Origin of the sequence: Scandinavium sp. M-37 (assembly GCF_043558715.1) — a bacterium.
Taxonomy (GTDB): Bacteria; Pseudomonadota; Gammaproteobacteria; order Enterobacterales; family Enterobacteriaceae; genus Scandinavium; species Scandinavium vulneris_A.
Genome location: NZ_JBIGIN010000007.1, coordinates 141,352 through 159,768 on the forward strand (window position 1 = coordinate 141,352; position 18,417 = coordinate 159,768).

Annotated in this window: 20 protein-coding genes; 16 read left to right on the forward strand and 4 right to left on the reverse strand. The window is 54.5% G+C overall.

Translation table 11 applies throughout. The features are described from left to right. Positions 1-7: 7 nt before the first annotated feature. The 15 genes from lptE (at position 8) to ACG0Z5_RS07915 (ending at position 15,516) form a co-directional block, all read left to right on the forward strand. Positions 8-595 carry an LPS assembly lipoprotein LptE gene (lptE, locus tag ACG0Z5_RS07845; protein ID WP_394446403.1) on the forward strand — a complete coding sequence of 196 codons (588 nt, stop codon included), beginning with the start codon at positions 8-10 and terminating at the stop codon, positions 593-595. Continuing rightward, complete coding sequence (gene holA, locus ACG0Z5_RS07850) at positions 595-1,626, forward strand: DNA polymerase III subunit delta (protein ID WP_394446404.1); 1,032 nt, start codon at positions 595-597, stop codon at positions 1,624-1,626. The genes lptE and holA overlap by 1 nt, the downstream gene beginning before the upstream one ends. Next, positions 1,568-2,269: a nicotinate-nucleotide adenylyltransferase gene (gene nadD / locus ACG0Z5_RS07855; protein WP_394446405.1), complete on the forward strand. Its 702-nt coding sequence runs from the start codon at positions 1,568-1,570 to the stop codon at positions 2,267-2,269. Before holA ends, nadD begins: the two co-directional genes overlap by 59 nt. A 291-nt stretch (positions 2,270-2,560) precedes the next feature. After that, positions 2,561-2,878, forward strand: coding sequence for a ribosome silencing factor (gene rsfS / locus ACG0Z5_RS07860; RefSeq protein ID WP_319626949.1), 318 nt, complete (start codon positions 2,561-2,563; stop codon positions 2,876-2,878). A gap of 3 nt (positions 2,879-2,881) precedes the next feature. Further along, positions 2,882-3,349 carry a 23S rRNA (pseudouridine(1915)-N(3))-methyltransferase RlmH gene (gene rlmH, locus ACG0Z5_RS07865; protein WP_394446406.1) on the forward strand — a complete coding sequence of 156 codons (468 nt, stop codon included), beginning with the start codon at positions 2,882-2,884 and terminating at the stop codon, positions 3,347-3,349. A gap of 27 nt (positions 3,350-3,376) precedes the next feature. Beyond that, positions 3,377-5,278, forward strand: coding sequence for a peptidoglycan DD-transpeptidase MrdA (gene mrdA, locus ACG0Z5_RS07870; RefSeq protein ID WP_319626947.1), 1,902 nt, complete (start codon positions 3,377-3,379; stop codon positions 5,276-5,278). A gap of 2 nt (positions 5,279-5,280) precedes the next feature. Then, entirely contained in the window at positions 5,281-6,393 is a 1,113-nt protein-coding gene (gene mrdB / locus ACG0Z5_RS07875) for a peptidoglycan glycosyltransferase MrdB (protein ID WP_319626981.1), read from the forward strand. A gap of 13 nt (positions 6,394-6,406) precedes the next feature. After that, the gene (gene rlpA, locus ACG0Z5_RS07880; protein ID WP_394446407.1) at positions 6,407-7,570 is read left to right on the forward strand and encodes an endolytic peptidoglycan transglycosylase RlpA; all 1,164 of its coding nucleotides are present in this window, start codon (positions 6,407-6,409) and stop codon (positions 7,568-7,570) included. 137 nt (positions 7,571-7,707) lie between these two features. Then, a complete protein-coding gene (gene dacA / locus ACG0Z5_RS07885) occupies positions 7,708-8,907 on the forward strand; it encodes a D-alanyl-D-alanine carboxypeptidase DacA (RefSeq protein ID WP_394446408.1) in 1,200 nt (399 codons plus the stop codon). A 107-nt stretch (positions 8,908-9,014) separates the two neighbouring features. Beyond that, positions 9,015-9,278 carry a DUF493 family protein YbeD gene (gene ybeD, locus ACG0Z5_RS07890; protein ID WP_097164602.1) on the forward strand — a complete coding sequence of 88 codons (264 nt, stop codon included), beginning with the start codon at positions 9,015-9,017 and terminating at the stop codon, positions 9,276-9,278. Between the two features lie 90 nt (positions 9,279-9,368). After that, a complete protein-coding gene (gene lipB, locus ACG0Z5_RS07895) occupies positions 9,369-10,010 on the forward strand; it encodes a lipoyl(octanoyl) transferase LipB (protein WP_394446409.1) in 642 nt (213 codons plus the stop codon). 299 nt (positions 10,011-10,309) lie between these two features. After that, positions 10,310-11,263 (forward strand): YbeF family transcriptional regulator, encoded by a 954-nt coding sequence (locus ACG0Z5_RS07900; protein WP_394446410.1) that lies wholly within the window; start codon positions 10,310-10,312, stop codon positions 11,261-11,263. Positions 11,264-11,474: 211 nt separating this feature from the next. Next, a complete protein-coding gene (gene lipA / locus ACG0Z5_RS07905; RefSeq protein WP_394446411.1) occupies positions 11,475-12,440 on the forward strand; it encodes a lipoyl synthase in 966 nt (321 codons plus the stop codon). Positions 12,441-12,688: 248 nt separating this feature from the next. Then, on the forward strand, positions 12,689-14,077 hold the full coding sequence (locus tag ACG0Z5_RS07910) for a uracil-xanthine permease family protein (protein WP_394446412.1): 1,389 nt from the start codon (positions 12,689-12,691) through the stop codon (positions 14,075-14,077). An 80-nt stretch (positions 14,078-14,157) separates the two neighbouring features. Then, the gene (locus ACG0Z5_RS07915; RefSeq protein ID WP_394446413.1) at positions 14,158-15,516 is read left to right on the forward strand and encodes an 8-oxoguanine deaminase; all 1,359 of its coding nucleotides are present in this window, start codon (positions 14,158-14,160) and stop codon (positions 15,514-15,516) included. Between the two features lie 128 nt (positions 15,517-15,644). On the opposite strand, the gene tatE is transcribed toward ACG0Z5_RS07915, so the two are convergent. Both tatE and ACG0Z5_RS07925 read right to left on the reverse strand, forming a co-directional pair. Continuing rightward, positions 15,645-15,848, reverse strand: coding sequence for a twin-arginine translocase subunit TatE (tatE, locus tag ACG0Z5_RS07920; RefSeq protein ID WP_394446414.1), 204 nt, complete (start codon positions 15,846-15,848; stop codon positions 15,645-15,647). Positions 15,849-15,975: 127 nt separating this feature from the next. Then, on the reverse strand, positions 15,976-16,764 hold the full coding sequence (locus ACG0Z5_RS07925; RefSeq protein ID WP_394446415.1) for a deaminated glutathione amidase: 789 nt from the start codon (positions 16,762-16,764) through the stop codon (positions 15,976-15,978). Positions 16,765-16,852: 88 nt separating this feature from the next. Between ACG0Z5_RS07925 and crcB the strand changes: the two genes are divergently transcribed. Next, the gene (crcB, locus tag ACG0Z5_RS07930; protein WP_394446416.1) at positions 16,853-17,230 is read left to right on the forward strand and encodes a fluoride efflux transporter CrcB; all 378 of its coding nucleotides are present in this window, start codon (positions 16,853-16,855) and stop codon (positions 17,228-17,230) included. Positions 17,231-17,308: 78 nt separating this feature from the next. On the opposite strand, the gene cspE is transcribed toward crcB, so the two are convergent. Together cspE and pagP are read right to left on the reverse strand one after the other, a co-directional pair. Continuing rightward, positions 17,309-17,518 (reverse strand): transcription antiterminator/RNA stability regulator CspE, encoded by a 210-nt coding sequence (cspE, locus tag ACG0Z5_RS07935; protein WP_004100146.1) that lies wholly within the window; start codon positions 17,516-17,518, stop codon positions 17,309-17,311. Between the two features lie 191 nt (positions 17,519-17,709). Further along, the gene (pagP, locus tag ACG0Z5_RS07940; RefSeq protein WP_394446435.1) at positions 17,710-18,234 is read right to left on the reverse strand and encodes a lipid IV(A) palmitoyltransferase PagP; all 525 of its coding nucleotides are present in this window, start codon (positions 18,232-18,234) and stop codon (positions 17,710-17,712) included. Between the last annotated feature and the right edge of the window lie 183 nt (positions 18,235-18,417).

The window sequence follows — 18,417 nt, forward strand, 5'->3', positions numbered from 1 at the left end:
AGGAAGCGTGCGATTTCTGACAACGTTATTGGTATCTCTGGCGGTGCTTGTCACCGCTGGTTGTGGCTGGCATCTGCGTAGTACTACGCAGGTTCCGGATAACATGAAAAAAATGATATTCATCTCAAGCGATCCTAACGGTCCGCTAAGTCGCGCGGTGCGTAACCAGCTGCGTCTGAATGGGATTGAGATTGTTGAGGCCAGCTCATTACGCCAGGACGTTCCGTCCCTGCGTCTGGGCGGTGCGTCGGTTGCTAAAGACACAGCATCCGTATTCCAGGACGGTAAAACGGCGGAATACCAGATGGTGATGAACGTCAGTGCCAGCGTGCTGATCCCAGGCCACGACATCTATCCAATCAGCACCAAGGTTTATCGTTCGTACTTCGATAACTCGCAGAAGGCGCTGGCGAAAGATGCCGAGCAGGACCTCATCATTCAGGAAATGTACGACAAGGCCGCTCAACAGCTGATCCGTAAGCTGCCAAGCGTCAAAGTGGCGGATGCCGAAGCCACTAAAGAGGACGAGCAGCCTGCGGCGGATGCTACCGCAGCCCCGGCCGGGACTCGCGTCTCTACGACGCTGGATAACTGATGATTCGGTTGTACCCAGAACAACTCCGCGCGCAGCTCTCTGAAGGGCTGCGCGCGGCGTATCTGCTCCTCGGTAATGACCCTCTTCTGCTTCAGGAAAGCCAGGATGCAATCCGTCATGCGGCGGCCACTCAGGGCTTTGATGAACACCACACCGTGTCGATTGACACCAGCACCGACTGGAACACGTTGTTCTCACTGAGCCAGGAACGCAGCCTGTTTGCCACCCGGCAGACGCTGATGTTAGTCCTGCCGGACAACGGTCCTAACGCCGCAATCAACGAACAGCTCGCGGCGCTGGTTGCTCTGCTCCACGACGATTTGTTATTGATCGTGCGCGGCAACAAACTGACCAAAGCCCAGGAAAACGCCGCGTGGTACAGCGCCCTCTCCGATCGTTCTGCACAGGTTTCCTGCCAGACGCCGGAACAGGCACAGCTCCCACGCTGGCTGGCAGCGCGTGCGAAACAGCATAATTTGCAGCTCGATGATGCAGCCAGCCAACTGCTTTGCTACTGCTATGAAGGCAATTTGCTGGCGCTGGCGCAGGCGCTCGAACGCCTGTCACTGTTGTGGCCGGACGGTAAACTGACGCTGCCGCGCGTTGAACAGGCGGTCAATGATGCCGCGCATTTCACGCCGTTTCATTGGCTGGATGCGCTGTTAGCCGGGAAAAGCAAACGCGCCCTGCATATCCTGCAACAGCTTCGTCAGGAGGGCAGCGAACCGGTTATTCTTCTGCGCACCCTGCAACGCGAACTGCTGCTGCTGGTCAACATGAAGCGTCAGTCGGTCTCCACACCGCTGCGCGCGCTGTTTGATAAACATCGTGTCTGGCAAAATCGTCGACCGTTGTTTACCGAAGCGCTGAACCGCCTGAGCCCCGAACAGCTACGTCATGCCGTGTCGCTGCTGGCACGAACTGAGCTGACGCTCAAACAGGATTACGGTCAGTCGGTCTGGGCAGAGCTCGATGCGCTGTCATTGCTGCTGTGCCACAAAAATCTGCCCGACGTTTTTTTCGAAGGATGATATGACGGCGTTAAAGGCACTCTACGGCGGCACGTTTGATCCCGTGCATTACGGTCACCTCAAACCAGTCGAAATTCTGGCGAACCTGATTGGCCTGTCGAAGGTCATCATTATGCCAAATAACGTTCCGCCACATCGGCCTCAACCGGAAGCCACCCCTGCTCAGCGCACGGAAATGCTTGAACTGGCTATCGCTGACAAACCGCTGTTTGAACTCGATGAGCGTGAACTGCGCCGGGACACCCCGTCGTACACGTCGGAAACGCTGCGTGACTGGCGTCAGGAACAGGGCCCCCAGCAGCCGCTGGCATTTATTATTGGCCAGGATTCGCTGATCAATTTCCCGTCCTGGCATGACTACGAAAGCATTCTGGATAATGCGCACCTGTTGGTGTGTCGCCGTCCAGGCTATCCGATGGCCATGAAAGAAGAGGCCCATCAGCAGTGGCTGGAGCGGCATCTGACAAACAGCGCCGATGATTTACACCGCTCTCCCGCCGGAAAAATCTATATCGCCGAAACGCCCTGGTTCAACATCTCCGCCACGCTGATACGCGAACGGCTGCAACAGGGTGAATCCTGCGCAGAAATGCTCCCGCAGGCCGTGCTGAGCTATATCAGTCAACACGGGCTTTATCGGTAAACTTCCGAAGACAACGGGGCGTAAATTCCGGGAACGCCTCATTTTCTCACCGAACGCTCCCTCAGACCATTGACACACCCTGACAGGCTGCTATTCTCCGCAGCCAGACTTGTCCCACCACACTGATTTACAGAAATTGTTTTACAAAAATGGCGATGCAATCATGGCCATTGGGTGGGATGATACCCCGCCGGTGCCGTCCGGCTGGCGACATTTGTCCGACTTCGTCCTGGTTTCAGGTATACTTACGGGCTGTTCAACATTTTCATCTTCACCTGACCAGGGGGAAACTTGCAGGGTAAAACGCTCCAGGATTTTGTTATCGACAAAATCGACGATCTTAAGGGCCAGGATATCGTTTCAATCGATGTTCACGGCAAATCCAGTATCACCGACTGCATGATCATCTGCACCGGCACCTCCACCCGTCATGTTATGTCCATTGCTGACCACGTTGTCCAGGAATCTCGCGCTGCGGGTCTGTATCCTTTGGGCGTGGAAGGCGAAAACGTTGCCGACTGGGTGGTGGTAGATTTAGGTGATGTTATTGTCCACGTTATGCAGGAAGAGAGTCGTCGCCTGTATGAACTGGAAAAGCTCTGGGGTTAATGCGTGAAGCTGCAGCTCATTGCCGTAGGAACCAAAATGCCGGACTGGGTTCAGACCGGTTTCACGGAATACCTGCGCCGCTTTCCCAAAGATATGCCGTTCGAACTGGTAGAAATTCCTGCCGGTAAGCGCGGCAAGAATGCGGATATCAAACGCATTCTTGAGAAAGAAGGTGAACTGATGCTGGCTGCCGCTGGCAAAAACCGTATTGTCACGCTGGATATCCCGGGTAAACCGTGGGATACCCCGCAGCTGGCCCACGAGCTAGAGCGCTGGAAACAGGATGGCCGTGACGTCAGCCTGTTGATAGGTGGCCCGGAGGGTTTATCCCCCGCCTGTAAAGCTGCCGCTGAACAAAGTTGGTCTCTCTCTTCGCTCACGCTTCCTCACCCGTTAGTACGGGTGTTGGTGGCTGAAAGCCTTTACCGGGCGTGGAGCATTACCACCAACCACCCTTACCACCGCGAGTAATGATGACCAGGTTAGATTAAGCAGCGGATGAAATTACAGAATTCTTTTCGCGACTACACGGCTGAGTCCGCGCTGTTTGTGCGCCGGGCGGTGGTCGCTTTTCTGGGCATTTTAGTGCTCAGCGGCGTGCTGGTTGCTAACCTCTATAATCTGCAGATTGTTCGTTTTACCGACTACCAGACCCGCTCCAACGAAAACCGCATCAAGCTGGTGCCGATTGCGCCAAGTCGCGGCATCATCTATGACCGTAACGGTACGCCGCTGGCGTTGAACCGGACAATCTATCAGCTCGAATTGATGCCCGAGAAAGTCGATAACCTCCAGCAAACGCTGAACGATCTGCGTAACGTTGTCGACCTTACCGATGATGACATCGCCAATTTCAAGAAAGAGCGCTCCCGCTCTCACCGTTTCACCTCCATCCCGGTCAAAGTCAATCTGACTGAAGTTCAGGTCGCCCGTTTCGCGGTGAACCAGTACCGTTTCCCGGGAGTGGAAGTCAAAGGCTATAAACGCCGCTACTATCCTTACGGCTCCGCGCTGACGCACGTCATCGGCTACGTCTCGAAAATTAACGATAAAGACGTTGACCGTCTCGATAAAGAGGGCAAGCTCGCCAACTACGCCGCCACGCACGATATCGGCAAGCTGGGGATTGAGCGCTATTACGAAGACGTACTGCACGGTCAAACCGGTTATGAAGAAGTGGAAGTTAACAACCGCGGCCGCGTAATTCGCCAGTTGAAGGAAGTACCGCCGACGGCCGGGCACGACATTCACCTGACGCTGGACCTGCAGCTACAGCAGTATATCGAAACCCTGCTGGCAGGCAGCCGTGCGGCGGTGGTGGTCACCGACCCGCGCTCCGGCGGGATCCTGGCTCTGGTCTCAATGCCAAGCTATGACCCGAACCTGTTTGTCGACGGCATCTCCAGCAAGGATTACTCCTCGCTGCTGACTGACCCCAATACGCCGCTGGTGAACCGCGCCACCCAGGGGGTTTATCCTCCGGCCTCGACGGTGAAACCGTACGTGGCAGTGTCCGCGCTGACGGCGGGGGTGATAACCCGCAATACCGGTCTGTTTGACCCAGGCTGGTGGCAATTACCGGGCTCGGACAAGCGCTATCGTGACTGGAAAAAATGGGGTCACGGTCATCTGAACGTCACCAAAGCGCTGGAAGAATCGGCGGATACCTTCTTCTATCAGGTTGCTTACGACATGGGGATTGACCGCCTTTCCGAGTGGATGGGCAAGTTTGGCTACGGTCACTATACCGGTATCGATCTGTCCGAAGAGCGTTCCGGCAACATGCCGACCCGCGACTGGAAGCTCAAGCGCTTTAAAAAGCCGTGGTATCAAGGTGATACGATTCCGGTCGGTATCGGTCAGGGCTACTGGACGGCAACACCGATTCAGATGAGCAAAGCGCTGATGATCCTGATTAACGATGGTGTCGTCAAAGTCCCTCACCTGCTGATGAGCACCGCCGAAGAAGGCAAGCAGGTTCCGTGGGAACAGCCGCACGAAGCGCCGGTGGGCGACGTGCATTCCGGTTTCTGGGAAATTGCCAAAGACGGGATGTACGGGGTCGCCAACCGTCCAAACGGGACGGCGCATAAATACTTTGCTGGCGCACCGTATAAAGTCGCCGCGAAATCCGGTACCGCGCAGGTATTTGGTCTGAAAGCGAACGAAACCTATAACGCGCACCGCATTGCTGAACGTCTGCGTGACCACAAGCTGATGACGGCGTTTGCGCCGTATGACAATCCGAAAGTGGCGGTGGCGATGATCCTCGAAAACGGCGGCGCAGGCCCGGCGGTCGGGACACTCATGCGTCAAATTCTCGATCACATTATGCTCGGTGATAACAACACCGTACTGCCGGCAGAAAATCCGGCAGCCGCAGCCGCGGAGGACCAATGACAATGACGGATAATCCGAACAAGAAATCGCTGTGGGATAAAATCCACCTTGACCCGACGATGCTACTGATTCTGCTGGCACTGCTGACCTACAGCGCGCTGGTTATCTGGAGCGCCAGCGGTCAGGACATCGGCATGATGGAACGTAAAATCGGCCAGATTGCGATGGGCGTGGTAATTATGGTGGTGATGGCGCAGATCCCGCCTCGGGTATACGAGGGCTGGGCGCCGTGGCTGTATATCTTCTGTATCATCCTGCTGGTTGCCGTCGATGCCTTTGGCGCGATTTCTAAGGGTGCGCAGCGCTGGCTTGATTTAGGCGTGGTGCGTTTCCAGCCGTCGGAGATTGCGAAAATCGCGGTACCGCTGATGGTGGCGCGCTTTATCAACCGCGATGTTTGTCCACCAACCCTGAAAAACACCGGCATCGCGCTGGTGCTGATTTTCCTGCCGACGCTGTTGGTTGCGGCGCAGCCTGACCTCGGCACCTCGATTCTTATCGCCCTCTCCGGCCTGTTTGTGCTGTTCCTCGCAGGGCTGAGCTGGCGTCTGATTGGCGTGGCCGTAGTGCTAGTCGCGGCATTCATCCCGATTCTGTGGTTCTTCCTGATGCATGATTATCAACGCCAGCGCGTGATGATGCTGCTCGACCCGGAAACCGATCCACTCGGCGCGGGCTACCATATTATTCAGTCTAAAATCGCTATCGGCTCCGGAGGGCTACGCGGCAAAGGCTGGCTGCATGGCACCCAGTCACAGCTCGAATTTCTGCCTGAACGCCACACTGACTTTATCTTCGCGGTACTGGCAGAAGAGCTTGGCCTGATTGGCTTCCTGGTACTGCTCGCCCTGTATGTGCTACTGATCATGCGCGGCCTGTGGATTGCCGCGCAGGCGCAAACCAGCTTTGGTCGCGTGATGGCCGGTGGCTTAATGTTGATTTTATTCGTTTATGTCTTCGTAAATATTGGTATGGTGAGTGGGATCTTGCCGGTAGTCGGTGTTCCACTACCGCTGGTCAGCTATGGGGGCTCTGCCCTGATCGTACTGATGGCCGGGTTTGGTATCGTTATGTCGATACACACCCACAGAAAAATGTTGTCGAAAAGCGTATAAGGGGTGCGTACTGATGCGTAAACAATGGCTTGGGATCTGCATCGCCGCTAGCTTACTGGCGGCATGTACAAGTGACGATGGGCAACAGCAGCAAACCGTCACCGCACCGAAACCGGCGGTCTGTAATGGCCCTACCGTGGAAATAAGCGGTGCCGATCCGCGCTTTGAAATCCCGAATCCGTCGGTGAATCAGGACTATCAGCGTGACGGCAAAAATTACAAAATCGTCCAGGATCCGTCGAACTTCAGCCAGGCGGGACTCGCGGCAATTTACGATGCCGAACCGGGGAGTAATCTGACCGCCTCGGGCGAAACGTTTGATCCGATGCAGTTGACCGCCGCGCATCCAACGCTGCCGGTTCCGAGCTATGCCCGCATCACCAACCTGGCAAACGGTCGGATGCTGATTGTGCGCATTAACGATCGCGGCCCGTATGGCAACGATCGCGTGATTTCGCTTTCCCGTGCTGCCGCCGATCGCCTGAATACGTCGAACAACACCAAAGTCCGAATCGACCCGATTATCGTCGCGCAGGACGGGACGATGTCCGGGCCAGGTACCGCCTGTACCACCATCGCCAAACAAACTTACGCCCTGCCGGCTCGCCCAGATTTGAACGGCGGAATGGGCAGCGTGTCCTCTACCCCGCTGGACGCAACCCCGCAAAGTGACGTGCGCGCGATCAGCAATGACACGCTGAAACCGGAAGATAACACCGGTGCGCCAGTGAGCAGCAGTGGTTTCCTGGGCGCACAGACCCCGCTGAACAACAGCGTGTTGGAAAGCAGTGCTCCGGCGGCCACGCCTGCGGTCGCAGCGGCAGCCGTACAGTCAGCCGCCCCGCAAGCTGCAGCAGCGCAACCCGCCGCCACGCAGAGTGCGCCCGTTACGGCTCCTGGCTCCACGCAGGGTAGCGTTGCTCCGGCAACCGCACCTGCTGCGGCGACTAGCGGTAGCTACGTGGTTCAGGTCGGTGCCGTCAGCGATCAGGCTCGTGCGCAGCAGTATCAACAGCGTCTGAGCCAGCAATTTTCTGTCCCGGGTCGGGTGACGCAAAACGGCGCCGTCTGGCGTATCCAGTTAGGGCCGTTTAGCAGTAAATCCGAAGCCGGAACAGTACAACAGCGCCTGCAAAACGAAGCGCAGTTGCAGTCATTTATTACTCACGCTAACTAACAAGACTGGGCATCCGAACGCAGTGCGTATGTTAAAACCGTTAACAATATCATACGCATTGCAGGATGCCTGCTCCCGGCGCATTTGCTATAGTTAGGCACTTTTTTAACTCCATCACGGATGTCGTTGTTCTGACCATGAAGACCTCTTTTTCTGCTCGCTTACTCATCACGGCATTGTCCGTCGCAGCACTGACCTCCGCTGCCCACGCTGATGACCTGAACATCAAAACCATGATCCCTGGCGTTCCGCAAATTGACGCGGAATCCTACATTCTGATCGACTATAACTCAGGTAAAGTCCTGGCCGAGCAGAATGCTGACCAGCGCCGTGACCCGGCAAGTCTGACCAAAATGATGACCAGCTACGTCATCGGCCAGGCGATGAAAGCGGGCAAATTTAAAGAATCCGACCTCGTTACCGTGGGTACCGACGCATGGGCGACCGGTAACCCGGTATTCAAAGGTTCATCACTGATGTTCCTGAAGCCTGGCATGCAGGTGCCTGTTTCCCAGTTGATTCGCGGTATCAACCTGCAGTCCGGGAATGACGCCTGTGTGGCGATGGCGGACTATGTCGCCGGTAGTCAGGACGCCTTTGTTGGCCTGATGAACAGCTACGTCAGCGCCCTGGGTCTGAAAAACTCCCACTTCCAGACTGTTCACGGCCTGGATGCAGACGGTCAGTACAGCTCGGCGCGCGATATGGCGATGATTGGCCAGGCGCTGATCCGCGATGTGCCGAACGAATACACCATCTACAAAGAGAAAGAGTTCACTTTCAATGGCATCCGTCAGATGAACCGTAACGGTCTGCTGTGGGACAACAGCCTGAAGGTGGATGGCATTAAAACCGGTCACACTGATAAAGCGGGTTATAACCTGGTTGCGTCCGCCACCGAAGGCCAGATGCGTCTGATCTCTGCGGTGATGGGCGGTCGGACCTACAAAGGTCGTGAAACCGAAAGCAAGAAACTGCTGACCTGGGGCTTCCGCTTCTTCGAAACCGTGAACCCACTGAAAGCAGGCAAAGAGTTTGCCTCTGAGCCAGCCTGGTTTGGCGACACCGACCGTGCATCGTTGGGCGTGGATAAAGACGTGTATCTGACCATCCCACGCGGTCGTATGAAGGACCTGAAAGCCAGCTACACCCTGAACAACGTTGAACTGCACGCCCCACTGCAGAAAAACCAGGTGGTTGGCACCATTAACTTCCAGCTCGACGGTAAGACCATCGAACAGCGTCCGCTGGTGGTGTTGCAGGAAATTCCAGAAGGTAACTTCTTCGGTAAGATCATTGATTACATTAAATTAATGTTCCACCACTGGTTTGGTTAAAAAATACACACTTGAAAGTGTGATTTCCATCCCCATATACTACGCATGACAATAACTGCTCCCGTGCCCTGCGCGGGAGCAGTTCTTTTTAAACCACCGGAGCTGACATGAAAACCAAACTTAACGAACTGCTTGAATTCCCTACTTCATTTACCTACAAGGTAATGGGTCTGGCGAAGCCTGAGCTGGTTGACCAGGTGGTGGAAGTGGTGCAGCGCCATGCGCCAGGTGATTACTCTCCGCAGGTAAAACCAAGCAGCAAAGGCAACTACCACTCGGTATCTATCACCATTAATGCGACCCACATCGAGCAGGTCGAAACCCTGTACGAAGAGCTGGGTAACATCGAAATCGTACGTATGGTGCTGTAATCCCGTTTGCCCGGAGTGCTCCGGGCAACTCCTTCCCTGCTCTGTGATATACTCTTCGCCCCTGTTTTCCCGTTCCGCGGAGATGTCGTTTTGGATCTGAACACCCTCCTCGTCCGCCAGCTAGGCGTACAGCCCTACGAGCCTGTGTCACAGGCGATGCATGACTTTACTGACCACCGTGATGAAACCACTCCGGATGAAATCTGGCTGGTGGAGCATCAGCCCGTCTTTACTCAGGGTCAGGCCGGAAAAGCAGAACATGTGCTGGTTCCCGGTGATATTCCGGTGATTCAAAGCGATCGCGGCGGCCAGGTGACCTATCATGGGCCGGGGCAACAGGTGATGTACGTGCTGTTAGATTTGAAGCGCCGCAAACTCGGGGTACGCGAACTGGTCACGCTGCTGGAGCAGACGGTGGTCAATACGCTGGCTGAATACGGGATTGAAGCCCATCCACGCGCCGATGCGCCTGGGGTTTATGTCGGTGAACGTAAAATATGTTCGCTCGGGTTGCGCATTAGAAAAGGCTGCTCGTTCCATGGTCTGGCGCTCAATGTTGCCATGGATTTATCGCCGTTTTTACGGATTAACCCTTGCGGTTATGCGGGAATGGAAATGACGCAAATGCAGCACTGGGTACCTGACGCCCAACCCGAAAATATTTCTCCGCTACTGGTCTCGCATTTTTTAGCCCTGCTAAACAATCCACCTCATAAATATATTACAGCTTAATATATTATACATCCGGACCTGATATTTTGTCGGGTCCCTGGTCCTTTTGCCTGGTTTTCCTTTACATTATTCACATCTTTCTATATTTTTTCTGCGCCTGGCAAAGAAGTGACTTGTCGCCTACAAAATTTGACGTTAACACACCACTACAAAGAAGAGACGGCTCCGCAGCTCAAGATATAACTCATTGTTCACCGTGAAATAAATCCTGTCTCCGCGTAAAACCGCCGCTCAAACATAATAACAATAAATATTTTTTCAACTATCATTCATATTGTGAATGAATACGGAGTACAAGTGTGGAATATAACGAAAAGCCGGAAAGCCGAATAAATCCTCGTCTGGAGAGTGATACCCCGCAAATTTTTCGAACATTGCGAAATATCGATCTCAATTTACTGACGATTTTCGAGGCCGTATATGTACATAAAGGCATCGTTAATGCAGCGAAAATTCTGAATCTTACCCCCTCTGCTATTAGCCAATCCATTCAGAAACTTCGTACTATATTTCCCGATCCACTTTTTATCCGCAAAGGACAAGGCGTCACCCCCACCGCCTATGCCACTCATCTGCATGAGTACATCAGTCAGGGCCTGGAGTCTATTCTGGGCGCGCTTGATTTGACCGGTAGCTATGACAAACAGCGAACCATAACGATTGGGACCTCACCGACGGTAGGTGCCCTGGTCATGCCGGCCATCTACCAGACCATCAAAGAAAAATTCCCCCAGTTGCTGCTGCGCAATATTCCGGTCACCGACGTTGGCCTCCAGCTCAGTCAGTTCCAGACCGATTTGGTTATCGACAGCAGCGTGCATAACACCCGGGCGTTAAGCCATCACGTGCTCTACAGCGACCGGATAGTGCTGGTGGCACGTGCGGGGCATCCAGTGTTTAAAGGCCCACATTCGCAGGAAGTACTCAGTCAGTACGAATTCACCCTACTGATGATGGAAGGGGCTACGCATGCCGACCTGCGTAAACGTGTAAATGAGATGTTCCCGGAACGGCAGATTAGCTTCAGCAGTTACAACCTTGTGACGATTGCTGCCCTGATCGGCAGTAGCGACCTGGTCGGCTTAATGCCCGCGCGCTTCTTCACGTTGTTTGCTCGCTGCTGGCCATTGCAGGTTGTCGATTTTGTACCCTTGCGGGATGAATCGGTCGATTTTTCACTGCATTACAATAAGCTCAGCATGCGCGATCCTGTGCTGCAAAGTGTGATCACCGCCATACGCCAGGCGTTCTGAGCGTTCTAAAACCCGCTCTTTTCTGCTGTTTTGTGCGGCATAAAGCACATAAAGCAACAACTGGTTTACAATTTGCCGGGCTGGCAGGCTGCTTTATCACCTTGATTGATGATATACTGCCAGCCATCAGATTCAAAAATAGTTGATAATTACAACATTCCCTTGAATTGAAACGCTTTCCTTCGTTACTCGCAACTGGAACACGCACGCTATGAGTAAACCCATTGTGATGGAACGCGGTGTTAAGTACCGCGACGCCGATAAAATGGCCCTTATCCCGGTCAAAAACGTGGCTATCGAGCGCGAAGCGCTGCTGAGAAAACCGGAATGGATGAAAATCAAACTTCCGGCTGACTCCACCCGCATTCAGGGGATTAAGGCGGCTATGCGTAAAAATGGCCTGCACTCGGTGTGCGAAGAAGCCTCCTGCCCTAACCTCGCGGAATGTTTCAACCACGGCACGGCCACCTTTATGATCCTCGGTGCTATCTGCACCCGTCGTTGTCCGTTCTGCGACGTGGCCCACGGTCGCCCTGTTGCGCCGGACGCCAACGAGCCGCAGAAACTGGCGCAAACTATCGCTGATATGGCGCTGCGTTATGTGGTTATCACTTCCGTTGACCGCGATGACCTGCGCGACGGTGGTGCACAGCATTTTGCCGATTGTATCGACGCTATCCGCGAAAAGAACCCAACGATTAAAATCGAAACGCTGGTTCCGGATTTCCGTGGTCGTATGGATCGCGCTCTGGAAATTCTTACCGCGACGCCGCCAGACGTGTTCAACCACAACCTGGAAAACGTACCGCGCATTTATCGCCAGGTTCGTCCAGGTGCTGACTACAACTGGTCATTGAAACTGCTGGAGCGTTTTAAAGAAGCGCACCCGGACAACCCGACCAAGTCTGGTTTGATGGTTGGCCTGGGAGAAACCAACGCGGAAATCGTAGAAGTGATGCGCGACCTGCGCCGCCACGGTGTGACCATGCTGACGCTGGGCCAGTATCTGCAGCCAAGCCGCCACCACCTGCCGGTTCAGCGCTACGTCAGCCCGGACGAGTTTGAAGAGATGAAAGCGGAAGCGCTGGCGATGGGCTTCACCCACGCGGCCTGCGGTCCTTTCGTCCGTTCTTCTTACCACGCCGATCTGCAGGCTAAAGGTCTCGAAGTTAAGTAATCTTTGCCGCATCAAACAGAGGCCGCCGCGTATTCGCCGCGGCCTTTTTATTTTGGCGCATGATGTACACCTTTCAGCACCATCCCGGTGCAATACACCTTCAGTGAAACTTTTGACTCACCCTTCGCTTTTGTCTTTTCTGCATTAAATCAGCGTCATCAGCCTTGGTCTGCCTTTTTTCCCTCCATCTGAATTTGTGGATCGTTTCATGCATTACCTTCTTCATCCAGAACTGAAGGAGTGGCTCCATGTCTGAACATACACCTGACTCACTGATTTACGGGCTGGAAGAGAAGCCCGCCCCGCTTCCGGCGTTTTTAACCGCACTCCAGCACGTGCTGGCGAGTCTGGTCGGGATTATCACCCCACCGCTGATTGTCGGCTCAGTTTTAGGCCTGAATGCCTATCTACCGTGGCTCATCAGCATGTCGCTGATTGTCTCGGGTGTAGGGACGTTCTTACAGGCACGGCGTATCTTTGGTATCGGCGCGGGGATGATTTGCCTACAGGGCACCAGTTTTGCCTTTCTGAGCGTGCTGCTTGCCGCCGGGTTTAGCGTCAAAAGCAAGGGCGGCGGGCCAGAACAGATCATGGCCATGATTTTCGGCCTGACGTTTGTGGCGGCGTTTATCCCGATGGTGGTCAGTCGTTTTCTCGGGCAATTACGCCGGGTCATTACTCCGCTGGTCAGCGGCACCGTGGTATGCCTGATCGGGATTAGCCTGATCAAAGTCAGCATCACCGATTGGGGCGGCGGGCATAACGTGAAAGATTTCGGCGCGCCGGGCAATTTGCTGCTCGGCCTGTTGACGCTCGGCACCATTGTCCTTTTCAGCCGCGCCCGCAGTCGCTGGCTGCGATTAAGCGCGGTGATCCTCGGGATTGCCATCGGCTGTATCGCGGCGTGGTTTAGCGGAAAGCTGAGCTGGCAGCCATTTAATCAGGCGTGGATTGCAGTGCCACAACCTTTCCGCTTTGGTTTCGATTTTGACTACAGCCTCTTTTTACCCTTGGCGCTGATCTCGCTCATCAGCATTCTGGAAGCGGTGGGCGACCTTACCGCCAACTGCCTGTTGTCACGCCAGCCGATTGAAGGTGAGCGTTATGTGGCGCGCCTGAAGGGCGGAATTCTCGCCGATGGCGTGAGCTGCATCCTGGCCGCAATGTTCTCTGCCCTGCCGAGTACTACCTTTGCGCAGAACAACGGCGTGATCCAAATGACCGGAGTTGCCAGTCGTCACGTCGGCATCTGGATTGGCGCCCTGTTGGCGCTGCTGGGGCTGTTTCCTGTCTTTGGTGCCATCGTGCAACAGATCCCCGCCCCGGTACTGGGCGGTGCGACGCTGGTGATGTTTGGCAGCGTGCTGGCCGCCGGGATCCGCATCATGACCCAATCCCCATTGACCCGCCGGGACATGCTGATTATCGCGGTCTCATTTGGTATCGGTCTGGGCATTGAGGCAGAACCTGAGTTTCTGAGTCATCTGCCTGCGGTATGCAAAAGCCTGTTTGGTTCGGCCATCGCCAGCGGTGGCTTGATGGCAATGTTGCTTAATCTGGTGCTGCCCGCTGAGCGTAACGACAGCGACGAGCTGGCCGCTCAACCGGTCATTGACCACCCCGCCATCGAAAAATAATCGCGCATCATGCGCCCCTGGATCAGCAGACAGGGCATAACTGAGCTGACTCTCTCATTCACCAACCGGAGGAGTTAGCGATGTGCGCTAGCCGTATTTGGATCCAAAACCCACAGGCCATTTTCACCCCGGACGACGTTGATGCCCGGGGTGGCATTGTCATAGAAGCAGGCAAAATCAGCGAAGTGCTGGCGGCGGGCGTAACCCCGTCCATTCCTTGTGACACCACCTTCAACGCTCGCGATCATGTGGTATTACCGGGTCTTATCAATACCCATCACCATTTTTACCAGACGCTGACCCGGGCATGGGCACCCGTGGTCAATGAGCCGCTGTTCCCGTGGCTGAAAACGCTGTATCCGGTGTGGGCGAAGCTCACCCCCGAGGCGCTAAAGCTGGCAAGCCAGGTCGCGATGGCGGAACTACTGCTTTCCGGTTGCACCACTACCAGCGATCATCACTATCTGTTCCCGGAAGGCATGGAAAACGCGATTGATGTGCAGGTTGAGGTTGTGAATAGCCTTGGTATGCGCGCGATGCTGACCCGTGGCTCGATGAGTCTCGGGGAACAGGACGGCGGCTTGCCGCCACAGCAAACGGTACAATCGGGTGAGGCCATTCTGGAAGACAGTCTGCGGCTAATTCGTCGCTATCATCAGCGCGGTGACGGGGCGCAGATACAAATTGCGCTTGCGCCCTGCTCCCCGTTTTCAGTAACCGAAGAGATCATGCAGGAGAGCGCGCGACTTGCCGCCACGCACGACGTACGCCTGCATACCCATCTGGCGGAAACGCTGGATGAAGAAGCATTCTGCCTGGAACGGTTCGGCTTGCGCACCGTCGATTATCTGGAAAAAGTGGGCTGGCTAAGTGACAGAACATGGCTGGCCCACGGCATTCACTTTAACGCCGATGAAATTCGCCGCCTCGGTGCGGCGGGCGTCGGAATTTGTCACTGTCCAGTGTCAAATATGCGCCTGGCTTCCGGGATTTGTCCGACGCTGGAACTGGAAGATGCAGGGGCGATTATCGGGCTCGGCGTGGATGGCTCAGCGTCCAACGATGCCTCAAGCCTGATGTTCGAAACCCGGCAGGCACTCTATCTACAGCGTCTGCGTTACGGGACCAAACGTATCACGCCGCAAAAAGTATTGAGCTGGGCGACGCGGGGTTCGGCGCGTTTATTAGGCCGTCACGATCTGGGCGAGATCCGGGTGGGTAAACAGGCCGATCTGGCGCTGTTTCGTCTGGACGATCTACGCTTTAGCGGCAGCCACGACCCGCTCTCGGCGTTGATCCTCTGCGGGGCTGAACGCGCTGACAGAGTCATGGTCGGGGGGGAGTGGCGGGTGGTTGACGGTGAAATTTGCGGGCTGGACTGCGAACGACTGAAGGTCTTACATCGCGAAGCGGCGAAACAGTTGGTTGCAACTTTCTGAGGAAAAAAGCGGTAAAAATGACAAGAGGCCGCAACGGAATCTGTTGTGGCCTCTCTGGCTAACTCGTTGGCGTCGATGAAATGACCTGCCCGATATACGCGTGCAGCACGTCGTTTCTGACTGCGCCGTTACTCTTTATGAGAGAGTTTTTCTGCCGGGACGTCGTCTTCTGCCGTTTTTCTGGCCGTCGTATCGTCGTCGTTCATGGCTTTCTTAAAGCCTTTAATTGCTGAACCCAGGTCTCCGCCCAGCGTACGCAATTTCTTGGTGCCGAACACCAGAACAATCAGTGCGGCAACCACCAGCAGCTTGGTAATACTAATCTCACCCATAGATACCTTCTTGATTAAAACAGGCTACAAAACGCGCCAACAAAACCGTAGCTAATTAACGGTCATTTAGCGAGGGCACACAATAGCAATCTGTAACAAGGTGAATCAAGCACTGATTAAAAAAACATCACATTATTTGCGGTGGCGCAAAGCGGCGGTTGTTAAGTACCGGCAACTGCGCACGGATCTGCTGCAATATCGCCCGACTCACGTCGGCATAAATCAGCTGCTGCGAGCACCCCGCCCCGGCCAGGGTGACACCCAGCGGATCAACAATTCGACTCTGGCCGATATTCTTGTTCCCACACTCCCCGGCTGCCACGATATAGCAGGTCGTATCCAGCGATCGGGCTGCCAACAGCGTCGCCCAGTGGTGCTCTTTCAGCGGACCGCGCACCCAGGCGGTCGGCAAGACTAAAACCTCGGCGCCCTGCAAGGCCTGCGCCAGCGCCATTTCCGGGAAGCGTAAATCGTAACAGGTCATTAGCCCAACCTTCATCCCGTCCACCTCAATCAGCGGCGGGAGCACCGTTCCGGCATCGACCCGTTTTGACTCCTGGATAGAGAACGCATCGTACAGATGCAGCTTCTGATACTGGGCAATGATTTCCCCGCCACGCAGCGCCACCAGGGTATTTGCGGCACGTCCTTCGCGGGTCGGGACGTGAACGGTCAGTACGGTGGTCATCGCATTTCGTCGGCTTTCATCGCGCAACAGCGTCAAAAAGCCGCCGTCCAGCTCCTGAGCAGACTTCACTGACATATCCGGGTCGTTATCGTCCCGGGCTAACAGCGCCTCAGGCAGCACCAGCAACGATGTCTGCTGCTCTGCCGCTTGCTGCATCAGTAAAACGCAGGTGCGGGCGTTGGTGGGCCAGTCGGGCGTAACGGCAAATTGTCCGGCAGCAACGCGCATAACATTTTCCTCGGTGTCTTGCCGTAGCCATTAACCCAGCCCGGCGCTAAGATAGAACCCTAACGTAATCAAATAGCAGGAATTGGCGGTGTTACAAATCCTTTTAGCCGTTTTTATTGGGGGAGGAACCGGCAGCGTGTTGCGCTGGCTACTCGGAATGCGCCTGAACCCACTGCATCATGCTGTCCCGATTGGCACACTGACGGCCAACCTGCTCGGCGCGTTTATTATCGGTGCCGGGCTGGCGTGGTTCAATCGGATGACCCACATTGACCCGATGTGGAAGCTGCTGATCACTACGGGTTTCTGCGGCGGATTAACCACTTTCTCGACGTTTTCGGCGGAAGTGGTGTTTTTATTGCAGGACGGGCGTTTCGGCTGGGCACTGTTAAACGTGGCGGTCAATCTGTTGGGATCGTTTGCGATGACCGCGGCGGCGATGTGGATTTTTTCAGCGGCCCGCTAATGTGATGTAGTAGCCACTGAAAAACAGGCAAAAAAAAACCCGTCATTGACGGGTTTTTATATTCTACTGTCGAAATGCTTAGATAGGCATTACGTTTGCAGCAGATGGGCCTTTGGCACCGTTAGTGATTTCGAACTCTACACGCTGACCTTCAGCCAGAGTTTTGAAACCGTTGGACTGGATTGCAGAGAAGTGTACGAATACATCTTTGCTGCCATCTTCCGGAGTAATGAAACCAAAGCCCTTGGACTCATTAAACCACTTAACGTTACCTTTAATCTTAGACATCAATATTACCTTTACATGAAAATGGACACAAATGCTGTGTCGGCTAACAGTACAGCAATTGTGGTGACTTTTGTCCAGTCCTAGATAGCGAAAAAGTGATAAAAATCGCTAAATTTTACCGAGACTGAGAGTTAGTCGTTGTTTTTACGCACGACTTAAGGCTCGCAGCCAGGAATCACACCTTTTGCCCATTAAAACTGGAAGCGCATCCACGCAAAGTAGACGTTGCCGTTGTTATAAGTGCCTGGAATGTAAGTCATCTGGAACGTCGCAGGCCCGTAACCGATGGAAGCAAGCGGTAACACCACGGGGATGGGGATATAGTTCCAGTTATCACGCGCCGTCGCCCCGACCGTGTAACCCAGGCCGAGATGAAACTTATCATCGGCCAGCGGACGCCAGGTTTTCTCCCAGCCGTAGCCGCCGATAGGCTCCCATTTATTGAAGGAGTCCTTGAATGCCATCAGATACAGGCCGTGCCAGTTCCCTTTGTCATCCCAACGTGACTGTCCAAAACCAGCCCCCCAAGGGCGCTCGTTGTATTTGTCCGTCTTTTCCTTGTCATAGGCGAAACGCGCATGCCAGGTAATCGCCGGGACGTACAAATCATAATGCTCCGGAGAAGACCACGTCTGGGCAATATTATCCCCAAGTGTAGAAAAAGCGTCGCTGACGCTGGCGCTGATAGTCGCCTTTGCGAAAGAGGCAAATAGCAGCTGACTGGATAATATCCCTGCAAGCACTAAGAATTTAATCAATTTAGACACAAAAATAACCACTTGTAGTTCGTACCTGCACAGAATAACAAGCGTAAAATTAATATAACCTTAACGATAGCGGATTAATCCTTTTTGCTTGTAGGAAAACAGCACCTTTTCAGGCGCTGTTTCTGTTCAACA